This is a genomic window from Veillonellaceae bacterium (assembly GCA_012523975.1).
Classification (GTDB): Bacteria; Bacillota; Negativicutes; order JAAYSF01; family JAAYSF01; genus JAAYSF01.
Map to the genome: position 1 here is coordinate 22,617 of JAAYSF010000001.1, position 16,582 is coordinate 39,198.

The 16,582-nt window shown below is 44.2% G+C and carries 17 protein-coding genes and 1 rRNA gene; 17 read left to right on the forward strand and 1 reads right to left on the reverse strand.

Going from position 1 to position 16,582, the window contains the following annotated elements; translation table 11 throughout:
- The first annotated feature begins 19 nt into the window (after positions 1-19).
- Positions 20-523: a CDP-diacylglycerol--serine O-phosphatidyltransferase gene (gene pssA / locus GX348_00120; GenBank protein ID NLP40604.1), complete on the forward strand. Its 504-nt coding sequence runs from the start codon at positions 20-22 to the stop codon at positions 521-523.
- Between the two features lie 156 nt (positions 524-679).
- On the opposite strand, the gene GX348_00125 is transcribed toward pssA, so the two are convergent.
- A complete protein-coding gene (locus GX348_00125; protein ID NLP40605.1) occupies positions 680-2,266 on the reverse strand; it encodes an endoglucanase in 1,587 nt (528 codons plus the stop codon).
- 176 nt (positions 2,267-2,442) lie between these two features.
- Between GX348_00125 and GX348_00130 the strand changes: the two genes are divergently transcribed.
- From GX348_00130 to GX348_00205, 16 genes are all read left to right on the forward strand, one after another.
- Positions 2,443-3,438, forward strand: coding sequence for an asparaginase (locus GX348_00130; GenBank protein ID NLP40606.1), 996 nt, complete (start codon positions 2,443-2,445; stop codon positions 3,436-3,438).
- A gap of 280 nt (positions 3,439-3,718) precedes the next feature.
- Entirely contained in the window at positions 3,719-3,904 is a 186-nt protein-coding gene (locus GX348_00135) for a hypothetical protein (GenBank protein ID NLP40607.1), read from the forward strand.
- 140 nt (positions 3,905-4,044) lie between these two features.
- A complete protein-coding gene (locus GX348_00140; GenBank protein ID NLP40608.1) occupies positions 4,045-5,115 on the forward strand; it encodes a hypothetical protein in 1,071 nt (356 codons plus the stop codon).
- A gap of 255 nt (positions 5,116-5,370) precedes the next feature.
- Entirely contained in the window at positions 5,371-6,237 is an 867-nt protein-coding gene (locus GX348_00145) for a pantoate--beta-alanine ligase (GenBank protein NLP40609.1), read from the forward strand.
- On the forward strand, positions 6,227-6,610 hold the full coding sequence (locus GX348_00150) for an aspartate 1-decarboxylase (protein NLP40610.1): 384 nt from the start codon (positions 6,227-6,229) through the stop codon (positions 6,608-6,610). The genes GX348_00145 and GX348_00150 overlap by 11 nt, the downstream gene beginning before the upstream one ends.
- Before the next feature lie 158 nt (positions 6,611-6,768).
- Positions 6,769-7,749, forward strand: a complete 981-nt coding sequence (locus tag GX348_00155; GenBank protein ID NLP40611.1) for a biotin--[acetyl-CoA-carboxylase] ligase — start codon at positions 6,769-6,771, stop codon at positions 7,747-7,749.
- Positions 7,750-7,774: 25 nt separating this feature from the next.
- A complete protein-coding gene (locus tag GX348_00160; GenBank protein ID NLP40612.1) occupies positions 7,775-8,326 on the forward strand; it encodes a biotin transporter BioY in 552 nt (183 codons plus the stop codon).
- 27 nt (positions 8,327-8,353) lie between these two features.
- Positions 8,354-9,118 (forward strand): type III pantothenate kinase, encoded by a 765-nt coding sequence (locus tag GX348_00165; GenBank protein NLP40613.1) that lies wholly within the window; start codon positions 8,354-8,356, stop codon positions 9,116-9,118.
- A gap of 108 nt (positions 9,119-9,226) precedes the next feature.
- On the forward strand, positions 9,227-10,192 hold the full coding sequence (gene dusB / locus GX348_00170) for a tRNA dihydrouridine synthase DusB (protein NLP40614.1): 966 nt from the start codon (positions 9,227-9,229) through the stop codon (positions 10,190-10,192).
- Between the two features lie 33 nt (positions 10,193-10,225).
- Positions 10,226-11,191, forward strand: coding sequence for a hypothetical protein (locus tag GX348_00175; GenBank protein ID NLP40615.1), 966 nt, complete (start codon positions 10,226-10,228; stop codon positions 11,189-11,191).
- Positions 11,192-11,326: 135 nt separating this feature from the next.
- Positions 11,327-11,845 carry a transcriptional regulator gene (locus GX348_00180; GenBank protein ID NLP40616.1) on the forward strand — a complete coding sequence of 173 codons (519 nt, stop codon included), beginning with the start codon at positions 11,327-11,329 and terminating at the stop codon, positions 11,843-11,845.
- 25 nt (positions 11,846-11,870) lie between these two features.
- Positions 11,871-12,776 (forward strand): quinate 5-dehydrogenase, encoded by a 906-nt coding sequence (locus GX348_00185; GenBank protein NLP40617.1) that lies wholly within the window; start codon positions 11,871-11,873, stop codon positions 12,774-12,776.
- 13 nt (positions 12,777-12,789) lie between these two features.
- The gene (locus GX348_00190) at positions 12,790-13,884 is read left to right on the forward strand and encodes a shikimate dehydrogenase (protein NLP40618.1); all 1,095 of its coding nucleotides are present in this window, start codon (positions 12,790-12,792) and stop codon (positions 13,882-13,884) included.
- 209 nt (positions 13,885-14,093) lie between these two features.
- Positions 14,094-14,561, forward strand: coding sequence for a transcription elongation factor GreA (gene greA / locus GX348_00195; GenBank protein ID NLP40619.1), 468 nt, complete (start codon positions 14,094-14,096; stop codon positions 14,559-14,561).
- A gap of 33 nt (positions 14,562-14,594) precedes the next feature.
- A complete protein-coding gene (lysS, locus tag GX348_00200) occupies positions 14,595-16,085 on the forward strand; it encodes a lysine--tRNA ligase (protein ID NLP40620.1) in 1,491 nt (496 codons plus the stop codon).
- 397 nt (positions 16,086-16,482) lie between these two features.
- A 16S ribosomal RNA gene (locus GX348_00205) occupies positions 16,483-16,582 on the forward strand; the annotation flags it as partial.

A 16,582-nucleotide genomic window follows, 5' to 3' on the forward strand; every position in this document is an offset into this window, starting at 1 on the left:
ATCATCTGAGGTGATGTAAATGTCCAAAAGATGGATCCCCAATATGCTGACAGTCTTTAATCTTTTCGCCGGTATTATGGCTATCCTGCTCTCTTTGATGGAGGACTGGTGGGCAGCTACTGCTCTAATTGTTGGGGCGGCGTTGTTTGACAGTTTAGATGGAAGGATTGCCAGAAGACTTAATGTTGCTAGCGAATTTGGAAAACAGCTTGATTCGCTAGCCGATTTAGTATCGTTTGGTGTAGCGCCTGCTATCATAGCGTATATGCTGAATTTTATCAGTGCTGGCTGGAACGGCTATCTGCTGGCTGCGTTATTCCCAATCTGCGGGGCCTTGCGCTTGGCAAGGTTTAATACGGTATCATTTCAAGGCTATTATCTAGGCTTGCCGATTACGGCGGCCGGTCCTGTTCTTGCTGGAGCTGCGCTAGTCGGCGGCAGTTTTCCGTTCGAGTTAAATGCTCTTTTGCTGATTGCGCTATCAGCGCTTATGGTTTCCACAATTAAAATTCCTAAGTTATAAATGGAGACTTGATTCAGATGGCGTTTTAACGCCACCTGAATTCTGTCGGATAAAAGTGGGGCAGTCTCAAAATAGGTATAAAAACTATTTTGAGACTGCCCTTTTTTCATTTGCTTATGCTTTTGCTAAAGCTCGGCGCAAGCCGGATTTCGAAGTTTATTCAGGTAAGTTTTCTCGGAAAATTTTGAGGTATTCCTCGCTCTCGTCAATTAGGTAGATACGACCGGGGTTGCCATTTTCGTCATAATCGATACCGCTCCACCAGACGGCAGCCTTGATGGCCGGGTACTTATTAATTGAATTGAACATATTTTGGAGCCAGGCGGCTTTATCCCCGCCGACTGAATTTGAAGCGAACTCGGTAATCATTAATGGTTTGGGGAAAATGGCAGTGTATTCATCATAGATAGGCTGATATATTTCATCAAACTCACGCCATTTTTCACCGGGGAAGTAGGTGCCGTTATTGTAACCGGTTAGTCCAATAATATCGACATACTCATCTCCCGGATAATAGGTCAGGTAGTGATTCCATTTAAAGTCAGGCCGCGAGACATCATGGGGATTCCAGACCCATAGAACATTTTCAACACCTTCGGCCATAAATATTGAGTGAATGTATTTCCACAGCGCGATATATAGGTCAGTGTCTTTGGAAGTATAATAGGCCGAATACCAGCACCAGTCACCATTCATTTCATTGTTTAACCTAAATAAAACCGGATGCCCAAAGGCTTTAAGGCGGGCAGCGTACTCATGGAGGTAATCATCGTATTGTCCGTCAAGCATCTGGTATATAATGCGAGCATTGGCGTTTGCCGATTGTGATCGGAGGGCATTGACAAGGCCAGGATTAACTGTTTGGAGAGTCAGTTCAACATAACGTCCTTGTTCGTAGGCTTTGTTAAGACCGCGAATCGGGGCGTTTTCTTCAAGAGACTGATAACGAAGCAAAATAGGGAAGGTATAATCCATAGCAGTTTCAAGCGGAGCTAAGTATGAAAACGTCTCGGGGGCAGAGGGTTCAAACAGGCCCCAGGTTAGTTTACTGGTGGGGCTGAAATACTTGTCATAAAAGCTGACAGTTTCGCTATTGAACTTGGAAAATGATCTTGCGTTGCGTTTATAGATACCAGCCTGGCCCAGTTTATCAATGATTTTAAAGCTTTCTATTATAGCCAATTCGTTTTGAATCGGCTGGCTTGATTTGATAAAGATGGTATACACCTCGGAACTGTTTTTGATAATCTCAGCTGAGGCATAGTAGTTCTTATCGTTCTCTACCCGGGCCAGTTTACGGCGTTCCCATTTCAGCAGATGCGTTTTAAAGCCGTTCACGGAAAAGGTTGAGTCCAAAGTTACAGTATGGTCGTCGGTATTACGGAGGAATCTATTCCCATAATGAATATAATTACGTGCCGTGGTTTCAGTGTTGCTAAAATCATCATAATAAACTTCGATTTTAGTTATATTATTGGCAAAGACTGTTCGCACAGCTGAAAGGGAAACATCTACAATCATGTCGCGGGGATAAATCATGCTGTAGCCGCTTGGGTAATTGGTATAACGGTTATACCAGTTATTAAATTCAGTGATTTGTTTTACGTCGGATTCAAAAGTTTCCGGCGCCGATTCAGTTAATATTCCGTTAATAATGTAGGCTGAATTCGCTTTGCCTATAGACGGGGTGATAATAAGTAGAAAAATAGCAAGAAAGGTCATGAGCAGTTTAGTTAATCTCATAAACAAATACCTCCCGTGTATGTTGGTAACTACTGGTATAAGTTTAGCGCGTATTTAAGCGACTGACAAGGTTAAAAGGTGTACATGATAATGATGGCAGGCAGGAAATCAATATTGAGTCAGAGAAAATAGCTAAGATATTATCCAGATATGCAACCAACCAAGGAGGAAGTCAAATGAGTGAAATATTGCTGCAATATACGCGTGCCGGCAAGGTAGAGAGTTTACATCGCGGTGATATTGCTGTTGTTGATGTTCAGGGTAAGTTAGTTGATAGTGTTGGAAATCCCGATCTACCGATGTTTTGGCGTTCAGCAGCTAAGCCGTTTCAGGTATTGCCTTTTGTTTTCGAAGGCGGGTTGGCCAAGTATGATATTACGAGTGAAGAGTTGGCGCTGATGGTATCATCGCATAGCGGTGAACAGCAGCATGTCGATTTAGTGCGCAAGGCGTTGCTGAAAGTTGGGCTTACTGAGGAAGCACTAGCCTGCGGTTCGGCTAAACCAATGAATAGCAAAGCGGCCAAAGCAATTATGCTAAATAATGAAAAATATCAGGCTGTACACAATGCCTGCTCCGGAAAACATACCGGGATGCTGGCACTGTGCAAAATGCTTGGGCTACCAGTCGAAGGCTATACTGAATCCGACCATGAGGTACAAAAGGTTATGCATACGGCAGTAGCTGATGCCGCCGGATTAAAGGCTGAAGAAGTCGAGATTGGCATTGACGGCTGCGGTGTTCCTGTTTTTTACCTGCCGCTCAAGAATATGGCATATGCTTATGCACGGCTGGGGCGGCCTGACACGGCAAACTGGGGCCAGAATATTGAGGCGGTTAAAACCATTAGGGACGCGATGCTGGCTCACCCCAGCGTAGTAGCTGGTACCGGGCGGATTGATACTGCTGTAATGAATTTGACTAAAGGCCGTATCCTCGCTAAGATTGGCGCCGAAGCCGTTTACTGTCTGGCAGATGTAAACCAGGGTATTGGTATAAGCTTTAAAATTGAGGATGGTAGTTATCGCGCTATTAACCCGGCGGTAATAGGCGTATTAAAGCGCCTCGACTTAATAACATCAGCCGAGCACCAAGAATTATTAAGAATGTTTCCGCCGGTTCTGAAAAATCATCGCGGCGACGTTATCGGCACAATTGAAACATTAATATAAATGGAGACTTAATTCAGATGGCGTTTTAACGCCATCTGAATTCTAGTCGAAATTATCCAGGGACTTAGCCGCTCGCCTGTACCCGTAGTGGTATACTCCCGCTTCGGATAAATTACTCACACTTCACATAAGAAGTATCTCCTGCATAGTATATTATAGATAGACGTGAAAGGAGATGTATAATCTAGTGAGGAATTTTTTAGGTAGGTCACGACATGTTTCAGTTTACTCGCTAGGCCCTAGGGCTAATTCGTTGAACGCCTGTAATTTTCTACTCCAAGTGCAACCTGCCGTTCGCCATGGCCTGCGGGAGATTAATACGCAAAATACCAGGCATGTTCTAATAGAAGTGGCGTTAATGAGCTATCTAATGGGCATGGGTTTTGATTGTCGCACAGCAAAGGCAATTGTCGAAACTTGGGAGTCTGACGAAAATCTGCTCAATGACGGAGTTCTTTGTGAGTAAAATCTTGTGCTATTAGCATCATTTAATGTTTATTGGCGCCGAAAGGCCCATTTTTTTTAGTGTCCTAAGTGATTCTAAGGGGATAATATAATCTCTAAGAAGTTTGGACAGTCAGTCGATATATACAGGGAGTGATTTGGATGGGATACAAAGGCGGAAAGGTATTAGCTTGGGGTGCTAATATATTCGGTCAATTAGGGGTTGGTACTAAGATAGATAGCAGGGTGCCAATACCTGTTAACAATTTAGACGGGGTTATTTCGGTTGCAGCCGGCGGTTCACATAGTTTGGCGTTGCTGGCCGATGGAACGGTTATGGCATGGGGGCTTAATGCCAATGGTCAGCTTGGCAGTGGTTCTAGCGAGAACAGCCCGACGCCTGTAGCAGTTAAAGGGCTTTCCGAAATAGTTGCTATTTCTGCCGGCGCGGCGCACAGCTTAGCACTTAAGGCTGACGGAACTGTTTGGGCTTGGGGTCGCAATTATAACGGTCAGCTCGGCGATGGCATAAAATCTGACCGTAATTATCCGGCACAGGTAGCGCTGCTGCATAATGCCGTAGGCATATCGGCCGGCGGGTTTCATAGCTTGGCCGTCCTTGCTGACGGAAGAGTTAAAGCATGGGGCAGCAATAACAATGGGCAGCTAGGAGAAGGAGATGTAATTGACAGGACTGCCCCGAATGAAGTCTTTAACTTGTCAGGGGTAGTAGCCGTAGCCGGTTGCGCTTTCCATAGTCTGGCCTTACTGACTGACGGTAGGGTAATGGCCTGGGGCCTTAATACTGCCGGTCAGCTAGGAAATGGTAGTAACGATAATAGTTTGCGTCCGGTTAATGTAAAAGGTTTACCTTCCAATGTTGTTGCCATTGCCGGTGGCGGCAGTCATAGTCAGGCTTTGCTTGATAATGGCAATATTATGGCTTGGGGTTCAAATTTAGCCGGGCAATTGGGGAATGGCGTAAACATTGATTCGAATTCGCCGGTGAAGGTAAGGAATTTGACAGGAGCTAAAAATCTTGCCGCCGGAGCATTTCATGCAGCAGCTCTTAAGGAAGATAATACTATTTGCTGCTGGGGTCTCAATGTTTTTGGCCAATTAGGCAATGGTACAAATGAAAACATTAGTCTGCCGACTGCGGTAGACAGCTCAGCCGAAAAAATTGTTGCAATTGCGTGCGGTGGGAATCATTGTTTAGCAATCAGCAAATAGTTCTTTGTTAAGTATTTTATAGTTTCGTCTTGTCTGCTTTTTGTAAAAATGCTATTATAGCAGTGTTAAGCCTAAGGGCGGCATCTAAACGAGTCGCACCGATAAGGGCAAGGAGCTTAGAACAAAATAGTTTTAACCGCTTGGATCTATGAGACTGAGACGGACACGGCGCCATTAGCCATTTTCTGCCTTTCTGTCTCTACAGGAAGGCTTTTCTATTTGATGCTGCTCTAATTTAATGGTGGAGGAATTATGATGAAAATTGTTAAACGGGTGGACGAACTGCGTGCGCTTATTCGTACTGCAAAATGCGAGGGTAAATCGGTTGGCTTGGTGCCGACAATGGGCTATTTGCATGAAGGTCATTTATCGCTTATGCGCCAGGCTAAAGCTGAGCAAGATATTGTGGTTTCCAGCATTTTTGTAAATCCATTGCAATTCGGAGCTAATGAAGATTATGCGGTTTATCCGCGCGACCTTGAACGTGACAGCAAACTGGCGGCTGGAGCCGGTGTGGATATTGTCTTTGCCCCCGCAGTGGACGAGATGTACCCGCAGGGTTTTCAGAACATAAAGACCTTCGTCGATCTTATCGAAATTACCGATAAGCTATGCGGCGCGGTTAGACCGGGGCACTTCCGCGGGGTAGCTACTGTTGTAACTAAACTATTCAATCTTGTATGCCCTGATGCTGCCTATTTTGGTCAGAAGGATGCCCAGCAGGTCATTGTAATTAAGCAGATGGTTACCGATTTGAATATGAATATCAAGATTGTCACTGTCCCGATTGTGCGTGAAGCTGACGGCCTTGCGATGTCATCGCGCAATGTTTATTTACAGCCAGAAGAAAGACAGGCCGCGCTGGTACTTAGTAAATCTCTTAAAGTGGCAGATGACCTATTAAATAACGGCGAAAAAAACGCTGTTGTTATCAAACAGACTATTGAGGGGATTATTAAGGCTGAGCCCTTAGCGGACATCGATTATATCGGTGTTTGCGATACCGTTACCCTAGAAGACTTAGAACAAGTCGAAGATAAGGCGCTAATCGCACTTGCTGTTAAATTTGGCAAAACCAGATTAATTGATAATATCATATGGGAGGATAAAGATGTTTCGTAATATATTTAAATCAAAACTGCACCGCGCTACTGTTACCGAAGCTAATTTAAATTATGTCGGCAGCATTACTATCGATGAAGATTTAATGGACGCCGCCGACATTTTTATTAATGAAAAGGTTCAGGTTGTTAATAACAATAACGGTGCCCGCCTGGAGACCTATGTTATTCCTGGTGAACGCGGTTCCGGCGTAATATGTTTGAATGGCGCAGCCGCCCGTCTCGTCCAGCCTGGTGACAAAGTCATAATAATCACTTACGCCATTATCGATAACAAAGAAGCCCGCGACTTCCAGCCTACGGTGGTTTTCCTTGATGACAACAATAAAATCGTGGAAATAAAATCAGCTGAAAAACATGGTGAAATCCGCTAAAAAATATTGTTAACACTGGAAATTATTCCGGATAACAATTATAATAGACACTAAATAAATGGAGACTTAATTCAGATGGCGTTTTAGCGCCACCTGAATTCTAGTCGAAATTATCCAGGGACTTCATCGGATAAAAAAGTGTACAAGAGGTGATTGCGGTGCGGGCCAAAATTTTAGAACTATTGCGCCATCGTCCGGATGAATTTGTATCCGGGGAGGAAATAAGCGGCGGTTTAGGCGTATCGCGAACAGCTGTCTGGAAACATATTCAGGAACTAAAGCAAGCGGGTTATGGTATCGAAGCTCATTCACGGCGGGGATACCGGCTTAACGAAACGCCGGATAAGCTACTGCCCCAAGAGATTCGTTCCCGGCTTACAACACAAATAATCGGACGGGAAATTCGTTATTTCGATAATGTTGCGTCCACTAATAATGAGGCCAAGTTATTGGCGGCAAACGACTGTCCGGAAGGTACACTGGTGGTAGCTGAAGCTCAAAATTCCGGTCGGGGCCGATTATCACGCGGATGGTTCTCGCCTTGGGGGAAAGGTATTTGGATGTCGGTTGTACTAAGACCAAAGTTTAGCCCCCAAGAGGCTCCTAAATGCACATTGATGGCGGCAGTAGCCATTAATAAAGCTATTCGGCAAGTTTCAGGAATTGACTGCGGTATAAAATGGCCTAATGATATTCTTTATCAAGGACGCAAATTAGTCGGGATTCTTACTGAAATGAGCGCTGAGATGGATGCCATAAATTATGTCGTTCTTGGCATGGGGATTAATGTAAATATTGCTGAAGGTGAATTTCCGGATGATATCGCTGAAATTGCAACATCAGTTGCGTTGGCATCCGGAAAACCGGTTGATCGGCTTGAGTTATTAAGCGCGATTTTGCAGCAGCTTGAAGATATATATCAAATAGCGACATCAGAAGGTTTTAAAGCTGTTCTTGATGAATGGCGGGCTCAGTCGATTACACTGGGTCAGGCTGTCGATGTAGTTGGCTTCAATCGTAGATTCAGTGGAATAGCGGTTAATATTGACGATGACGGGGCATTATTAGTGAAAATGGGAGACAGCATTGAACGAGTTTTGGCCGGAGATGTTTCCATTCGCCCCAGCGCAAAAAAGTAGTTTTACAGGAAAGGCAGTTGGGGTAATGACAACACGAAACATGATTTTAGCAGGGTTATTTGCCGCTCTATTGGCGCTAAGTTCACAGATAGCTATTCCAATTGGCCCGGTGCCTCACACCTTACAGATTTTCTTCGTGCTGTTGGCTGGCATTGTTCTCGGCAGTCGTCTTGGGTCTATTAGCGTAGCTGTCTGGGTGTTATTAGGAAGCTTTGGCCTGCCGGTGTTTGCGCAGGGAAAAGGCGGTTTGGCTGTTTTGGCCGGTCCGACAGGCGGATTTTTATTCGGATTTATTATTGCAGCTTTTTTGGTTGGCTGGCTCGCCGAAAATTCCAAGCTGACTACCGGGCGAACAGCTATTTATATGTTGACTGGGCTCGTTGCGGCGTATATTATAGGAGTTGGCGGTTTTATGGCCAGTTTTAAATATTTTCTTAATAAGCCTATGACCCTAAAAACAGCGGTATCGGTAGCTGTTGTACCGTTTATGCCGTTTGATATTGTTAAGGCTTTAATGGCCGCCTATATTGGAACACGGGTGCGGCAAGCGCTCATTCGTTCTGGATTAATAAAGTAATGTTTAAACTGAAACTGGAGGACTTATATGCTCTTAGTAATTGACATCGGCAACACTAACATTGTTCTTGGGGCGTATGACGGAAAAGAACTGCTGCATCACTGGCGGGTGTCAACAGATCGGATCAAAACCGGCGATGAATATGGCATGCTGTTAAATAGCTTATTTAACTATGCAGGTTTGACTATGAAAGATTTTAATGCCGTTATTATTTCGTCTGTTGTTCCGCCGCTCGTTGTACCCATCGTTAAGATGTGCCAGCGATACTTTGGTGTTGAACCGCTAGTAGTAGGCCCGGGAATCAAAACCGGCATGTGTATTAGATATGAAAACCCGCGTGAAGTTGGGGCTGACCGCATTGTCAACGCCGTTGCCGCACTTGAAAAGTTTGGTGGACCGCTCATTGTTATTGACTTTGGTACGGCTACTACTTTTTGTGCAATCGCTGAAAACGGCGACTATCTGGGCGGTGCTATTGCGCCAGGTATTAGAATATCGACTGAGGCATTGTTCCAACGGGCAGCTAAATTGCCCCGTATTGAACTTGTGAAACCTAAAAGTGTCATTTGTCGGAATACAATTACCAGTATGCAATCCGGAATAATCTTCGGGTTTACAGGACAAGTTGATGAAATTGTCCGGCGGATGAAAGTCGAATTAAAAGCGGATGCCCGTGTTGTTGCAACAGGCGGTTTAGCTAAATTGATTGCGCAGGAGTCCAACACTATCGATATTGTCGATCATTTCCTTACCTTAGAAGGTCTAAGGATTTTATATGAAAGAAACTCATAGAGTTATGTATATTGTCAGATAATATTTTTGATAGATATTAAAATCGGGCACTTGGCAGCAGCGTAAGCTTAAGCCAAGTGCTAAGTGCTTTGGAGGGTTATTAACAATATGCAGCTTGGCAATATAGTGCTCTCTAATCCGGTTATTTTGGCTCCGATGGCTGGCGTTACTGATTTACCCTTTCGTGTGTTAGCTAAAGAAATGGGCTGCGGCTTAGTTTATAGTGAGATGGTTAGTGATAAAGGACTAATATATCAAAACAGTCATACAGTGAATATGTTGGAGATTGATAACCGCGAAAGGCCGGTAAGTATTCAAATATTCGGCTCGGAACCTGACAGCATGGCTAGCGCCGCGCGAATTGTTGAAAAGGCCGGCGCCGATATAATTGATATTAACATGGGCTGCCCGACGCCTAAAATTGTCCGAAACGGCGAAGGGGCGGCACTGATGCGTACACCTGAGCTAGCCTTCGAAATAATGTGCAGTGTAAAGAGGGCAGTAAACCTGCCAGTCACTGTTAAGATTCGCAAAGGTTGGGATGAATCTTCGGTAAATGCCGTTGATATGGCTAGGCTTGCTGAAAAGGCTGGTGTGGCGGCTATCGCTGTACATGGCAGGACGCGTGAGCAGTTTTATACCGGAACGGCTGACTTGAAAATTATTAAAGCTGTCAAAGAGGCAGTCAACATTCCGGTCATTGGCAATGGCGATATCCGTTCGCCGCAGGATGCTGCCAAAATGTTGACCGAGACAGGCTGTGATGGCATAATGGTAGGGCGAGGAGCGCAAGGTAATCCTTGGATATTCCGCCAAATTGTGCATTATCTTAACACCGGCGAACTGCTGCCGCCGCCGACCATGAATGAGCGACTGGCGTTAATATTAAGGCATCTCGATATGGTCATAGAGCATAAAGGTGAGTACATAGGAATTCGCGAGATGCGCAAGCATGCCGCTTGGTATACAAAAGGTCTCCCGCATTCTGCTGAACTCCGCCACTGCTTTAACCAAGCCGAGACAAAAGAAAGTTTTCTCAAAATAATTGATCAGCTAAAATCATTAACTAGTTAGCGAAGTCCATACCTGTATCCATAGAGGTGAATTATGCAGCAAATGCTCATTATGCCTGTAGCCAATGGAATATTACCTCGCCCGCATGGCGGAAAGATAACTGGCATGTTCATTCTTGAACAGGGCGGTCAAATTCTGCACGATGTTGGTGTAGGACGCGATGTACTGGTATGCCCATGGATTGTTGACAGTGAGTCACTTTATCCGGTCGGGGTAATTGCCCGCATTATGGATATTGATTCGCGGACGGCTGTTAGTGAGGATGGTACACAAATTCCGGTTGTTATGGCCGAACTGGAAGGACGTGACCGGGCGCGTTGGCATACTCTTAAAACTGCAGGCTCATATCTGCTTTCTGCCGATATTGAGACAATCGATTTAAGAAAGATGCGGAAAGAATACCCCAGTATTTCAGGAGCAGGCTGGATGCCTGCCGGCGGCTATACAGAATTTCGTAGCAAGACTGATATTCCCGTAACGCTCTACGGCACTGATTTAGAAAGCGGCAAAGAGGTATCAATTAAGGCTAACTTGGGCGGATTAGTTGAACAGGAACATGCTCATACTATTGAACATGCAGTAATCAGAGCACTTAAAACTTACGGGCTTTGCACCGCGAAAACTTTGCTTGAAGCAATGACTAAAGAAACTGCGGAACTAAAGCATTCTGTTGAAACCAGTATCAAATATAATCTGCCAGAAGTCTTGGGACTTACCGCCAGCGGTGCTTGCGGCAACCCGATGACTAGTCTGGCGCAGTTTTATTTAGCGCAAACCTTTGTAAGCAATGTCGCGGCCGGTAACTCGTTAACCGAATCGCTTACAAAAGCGCGGCGGGCGACAATGTCAAAACTGACTCAGGATTTAGAGCTTACCATGCAGCCTGGAGTTAGAGTGCTGCAGGGTCTTAAAAAGGGAATGAGTCACGATGATACACCGTTAAAAATTGAAATCTGCAAGAAGGTGATTGGGCGTTTTCCCTCCGATCCATGGGGGTAGTGTCCATCATCTTTTTTTGTTAATTGGTAGGATTGACCTTTTATTTGAGAATTTCTATAAAAAATGCTAAAATATGAATGTGCACAAGGCTGTGTACATATACTATACGGGCATTGCTCATGGAGATGATCACCGATGTTGTATAGGATTGGGGAAAAAATAATCAATAAACAAAAAATTCATCGCGTAATAGACGTCGTTTTAGAAATGCGCAGCAAAGGTTTTTCGCAGCAAGAGACAGCTAATCGCGTAGGTCTTGATCGCACGGTGATTTCTAAGCTGGAAACCTTAGGCGAGGTCCGCAAAGGCGGGGTAGTGGCGCTAGTGGGATTTCCAATTAAAAATTGCGAAGAACTTGAACAAATTGCAAGACAGGAGGGTATTGATTTTTCCCTGCTGCTCTCGGAAAAAGAACGCTGGAATTTTGTTGAAACCAAAACAGGTCTAGAACTATTCAATGATATCATGAAGATTATTGCAACGTTGCGTAAATATGATATTGTCATTATGCTGGGTTCCAATATGCGGATAAAACTGATGGAAACGCTTCTTGATAAGGAAGTTATCGGGGTGGAGATTGGCGAATCGCCTATTGCGGATGATAAGTACGTAGATCCGGAAACAGTGCGGGAAATCATTCACCAGCTGCAGTAACAGCATATTATCAGGGGGCTTTTATATGAAGAAAGTCGTAAGTGTCAGTCTAGGATCGTCCAAACGTAATCATCAGGTAGTTACTGAATTTGGCGGACAGACTTTTTCAATTGAACGGATTGGCACCGATGGGGATAAAGAAAAGGCGATTGCGCTTATTGGCGAACTCGACGGCAAGGTTGACGCTATCGGTATGGGGGGGACTGATTTATATATTTTTGCCGGCGGTAAGCGTTATACATTCCGTGAGTCAGCCCGAATTGCGGCTGCTGCCCAAAAGACGCCTATAGTCGACGGCAGCGGTTTGAAAAACACTCTTGAGCGCCGTGTTGTAAAAACGCTAGCCGAAAAGCATGGTCTAAATTTTCGGGATAAGCCAGCGCTTATTGTTTGCGCCGTAGACCGATTTGGTTTAGCTGAGGCGCTAGTCGAGGCGGGCTGCAAGACGGTTTTTGGCGATTTGTTATTTGGACTGGGTTTGCCCATTCCAATTTGTACCATGGATGGTTTGACTCGGTTAGCAAAAATAGCCGCTCCGATTATTACAAAACTGCCGGTCAGCATGTTTTATCCGACCGGCGATAACCAGCTGCAGCATGCGCCGCGCTTTGAAAAGTATTTTACTGAGGCTGATATTATAGCCGGGGATTTTCACTACATACGACGGCATATGCCTGGCAAATTACTCGGCAAGACGGTAATTACCAATACTGTTACAAAAGATGATGAGAGTTTGTTGACAGAACGAGGGGTACACACTCTCGTCACCACAACTCCGGATCTTGGCGGACGTTCATTCGGCACAAATGTTTTAGAGGGTGTACTGGTTGCTCTAGCTAGAAAGCCACAAGCACAACTAACAGTCAAAGATTATGAAGCTTTACTGGATGATTTAGGGCTGGAGCCGCGAATCAAGCGGTTGTTTCAATGAAAGGGGAATCATTATGGAAAAATTTGCTTTTATGCTACATCCGCTCGCCGCGAAAGACTTTGGCCGCAAATTTCCTTTTGCCCAAAATTGGCCGGATGGATTAATTGAAAGAATATTAAAGATAATACCGCCGTTTAAGGCATCGACTATAACAGGTATAGAATCGTCTCATGCGCAGGCTGAAGGAGCGTTTGTCGCCTGTCCGCTTACTTCCCGGCAGATGGTGGAAATGCCCGAAGAATATGTAATAAAGCGGATTATAAAAGCCGGTAAGGTAGCTGAAAAGCTAGGGGCGAAGATAGTTGGCTTAGGAGCTTTTACTTCGGTTGTCGGTGATGCCGGCATCACTATCGCTAAAAATTTGAATATTGCTGTCACAACAGGGAATAGCTATACGGTAGCAACCGCCCTGCAAGGTACACGTGAAGCTGCCAAGATTATGGGAACCGACATGAAAAAGGCCAATGTCGTTGTTCTGGGAGCAACCGGGTCAATCGGTGCTGCCTGTGCGCAAATTCTGGCTCGTGAAGTTCGCTATCTCACCTTGGCTGCCCGTAATGAAACTAAATTGGAAAAACTTGCTGAGCAGATTTTGCGGACGACAGGATTAGCTGTGAGAGTAACAGCAAATACTAAAACCGCTCTAAAATCAGCCGATATTATTATTGCTGTAACGAGCGCAGTAGATAGCATTATTGAGCCTGAAGACTTGAAACCTGGCGCAATCGTCTGTGATGTCGCTAGGCCGCGCAATGTATCGCGGAGCGTTGCAGAAATGCGAAATGATATTTTAGTTATTGAGGGTGGGGTTGTTGAAGTCCCTGGAGATGTTGATTTTGGCTTAAATTTTGGTTTCCCGCCTGGCATGGCATATGCTTGCATGGCTGAAACGATGATCTTGGCCTTAGAAAAACGCTACGAGAATTTCACGTTAGGCAGAGCACTAACTGTTAAGCAAATTGAAACAATAGAACAGCTTGCCAATAAACATGGCTTTAAATTGGCTGGATTCCGCAGTTTTGAAAGGGCTATTGCTCCTGAAGAAATTGAGCAGATTAAGGCTAATGCCGCTGCCAAGATTGATATTCAAAGGAGGGTAATTAGTTAGAAAATATTGACAAAGTAATACTAAATGCCTATAATGATTGCAGAGAGAAGGACTAGTAAAGTGTCAAGTTTTTCACTTGACACTATTTATATTGCCAAATCAGCTAATGTTATTTAAGTACTAACAAAACTGATTAAACCTGCATAAGATGTCTAAGAAGATTTCAGAGGAAATCGTGGTAATTCAATGACAAAGGAGAGCAAGAGGATATGGTGGAAAAGCAAACTATTCTTACTGCTGAGGGTTTAAAGAAAATTGAGGATAAATTAGAGCATTTGAAATCAGTTCGGCGTCGTGAAGTTGCAGAGCGAATTAAGCAGGCGATTGAATTTGGTGATATTAGTGAGAATTCTGAATATGAGGATGCTAAAAACGAACAAGCCTTCATTGAAGGTGAAATTCTGACTCTCGAAAAAATGCTCCGTAACGCCAAAATCATTGAAAAGAATGAATCAGACGTTGTCGCTATTGGATCAACCGTCGTTTTAAAAGATCTTGAATTTGGCGATGAACTTGAATATACAATTGTTGGTTCAGCTGAAGCTGATCCTACAGAGGCTAAAATTTCCAATGAATCACCGGTCGGTGCGGAAATTTTAGGCAAAAAAGTTGGCAGCATCGTTGAAGTCAACGTACCCGCCGGTGTTCTGAAATATGAGGTTATCGGCATCAAATAAGGTTTACACAGGAAAGGCAGTTGGGGAGAATTTATGTCAGACCAAAACGAACAACTTCAATCAACTGAAGAATTGAACGAACTAATGAAAGTCCGCCGCGAGAAAATGGCGGCTATTGAGGCTCAGGGAATTGAGCCGTTTGGCCGTAAATATAACGCTACTCACCACGCCCAGCAAGTTCTGGACAATTTTGAGCAATTAGAGGGGCAAACTGTAAGAGTAGCAGGCAGATTGATGGCTATCCGTGGACACGGAAAGGCCAGCTTTGCTCATGTAATGGACATGTCTGGCAAAATCCAGGTTTATTTCAGACAGGATGTTCTCGGAGATAAAGCATACGAAAATTTCCGGCTTTTGGATATTGGCGATTTGGTAGGGATAGAAGGAACTGTATTCAGGACTAATCGTGGCGAGATTAGCGTCAAAGTTACTGCGTTTGATTTCTTGGCAAAGGCGTTAAGACCACTGCCGGAAAAGTGGCATGGTCTGAAAGATGTTGAAACTCGCTATCGTCAGCGTTATCTTGATCTTATTGTTAATCCCGAGGTGCAAAAAACCTTTGTATTACGTAGCAAGATTATAAAATCTCTGCGTCGTTTATTAGACGACCGCGGATTTTTAGAGGTTGAAACCCCAATGATGCATCCAATTGCCGGAGGGGCAGCGGCGAGACCTTTCGTTACGCATCATAACGCGTTGGATATGACACTTTATATGCGGATTGCGCCCGAACTATATCTAAAACGGCTGATTGTCGGTGGTTTTGAGAAGGTTTACGAGCTTAACCGCGTATTCCGTAATGAAGGAATATCAGTGAGACACAATCCGGAATTTACGCTTGTTGAAACCTATCAGGCTTATGCTGACTATGAAGATGTTATGCGTATGACTGAGGAGCTTATCTCGGGTATAGCCCAAGAAGTGCTTGGTACAACCAAAATAACTTATCAGGGTACTGAGATTGATTTGGCTCCGCCTTGGAACAGGATGACGATGCCGGAGGCTGTTAAAAAGTTTAGCGGCGTTGATTTTGACGAAATTAAAACACTTGAAGAAGCCCGCGCGGCTGCTGACAAGCTTAATGTAAAATACGAACCTAAAGACGGCATTGGTGGCATTTTAAATAAAGTTTTTGAAGAAGTTGCTGAAGAACATCTAATTCAGCCGACTTTTATAACTGGTCATCCGACAGAAATATCGCCATTGGCTAAGCGTAATAAAGATAATCCTGAAATCACCGATCGTTTCGAAGCCTTTATTTTTGCTCGCGAAATGGCAAATGGCTTCTCTGAGCTGAATGATCCAATCGATCAGGAAGGCCGTTTCCTTAATCAAGTTGCCCAACGTGAATCAGGCGATGATGAGGCACATATGATGGATCGCGATTATGTTACGGCACTTGAATATGGTATGCCTCCGACTGGAGGACTGGGTATTGGCATTGACCGATTGGTTATGCTGCTCACAGATAGTTACTCAATACGCGATGTTATTCTGTTCCCGCATATGCGGCATCGCGATTAAGAATAAGGCGAGCTTTAGCTCGCCTTATTTTGCTTTCCAGCGTTGACAACCATAGAGGAATTGTGATAACATAATTACTGCGTCAATGCGAATTATGTTGCAAAAAACAACTAAAAAAGGAATATTGACACATTAATTATAAATGTGCTAATATATAAAAGTCGCCGCAACAAGGCGACAAAAAATTACAAAATAAATATGTTGACATAACAAATAAGTTATGATAGCATATAAAAGTCGCTGATAACAGATGTGAAATCAACTGGTATCACGGTAATGTTCCTTGAAAACTGAACAATGTAAGGTTAAACAATATGCCAGATGTGCGGTGCTTTTCGAAGCACAACTAATAATTTCTTTATTGATTATAAGAGCCATCAAGGCTCCAATAATATAACTTTATTGGAGAGTTTGATCCTGGCTCAGGACGAACGCTGGCGGCGTGCTTAACACATGCAAGTCGAACGGAGAACTTAGCAATAAGTTCTTAGTGGCGA